We start from the raw sequence: 707 nt of genomic DNA on the forward strand, positions 1-707 counted from the left end.
GTTGACGTCCTCCCCCGTGTGGACGCGGGAGATTCCAACTCCTACACGCCCACAGAGGAAGGGGGTGCGGAAGGTTGAGGTTCGCGGTTCACCGGCACGGCCAACACCGTGCCTCCCCGCGCGGTCACGGCCCGTCCGGCCGCGATGTTGCGTGCTGCGTTGAGGTCGGCGTTGGCTGTGTGTCCGCAGGCGACGCACCGGAACACCGCTTGGCTCCCGCGGTTTCCCGATGCCGTGTGCCCGCAGGTCGAGCAACGCTGAGAGGTGTAGGCGGCGGGGATCTTCTCGACCCGGCCGGGGGCCTTGTGTTCCAGCCGCTGGACCAGCAGCCCCCAGCCGGCTCCGAGGATGCCCCGGTTCAGCCCGGCTTTCTGCCGCACCCCCCGGCCGGGCGCCTCGACGGTGCCGCGGGCGGAGCGGGTCATGCCCCGGATGTTCAGGTCCTCGACACGGATCAGGTCGAACCGGCGGGCGAGATCGGTGCTGGTCTTCTCGACCCAGCCCTTCCGCCGGTCGGCCTCCCGGGCCTTCAGCCGGGCGATCTGGCCCCTGAGCCGGTCGCGCCGGTGCGACCCGCGCTTCGCCTTCGCCTGGCGCCGCTGCAGCCGCCGCAGCCGCTCGGCTTCTTTCGACCGCAGACCGGGGCAGACCAGCAACTCGCCGGTGGACAGCGTGACCGAGACGGCAACACCCCGATCCACCCCCAC

At 71.7% G+C, this 707-nt stretch carries 1 protein-coding gene; it reads right to left on the reverse strand.

Going from position 1 to position 707, the window contains the following annotated elements; translation table 11 throughout:
* Positions 1-41: 41 nt before the first annotated feature.
* Positions 42-707 (reverse strand): RNA-guided endonuclease InsQ/TnpB family protein (locus AB1460_RS38020; protein WP_368967446.1); only part of this gene is annotated, 666 nt, incomplete at its 5' end.

Origin of the sequence: Parafrankia sp. FMc2, from assembly GCF_041008525.1 — a bacterium.
Classification (GTDB): Bacteria; Actinomycetota; Actinomycetes; order Frankiales; family Frankiaceae; genus Parafrankia.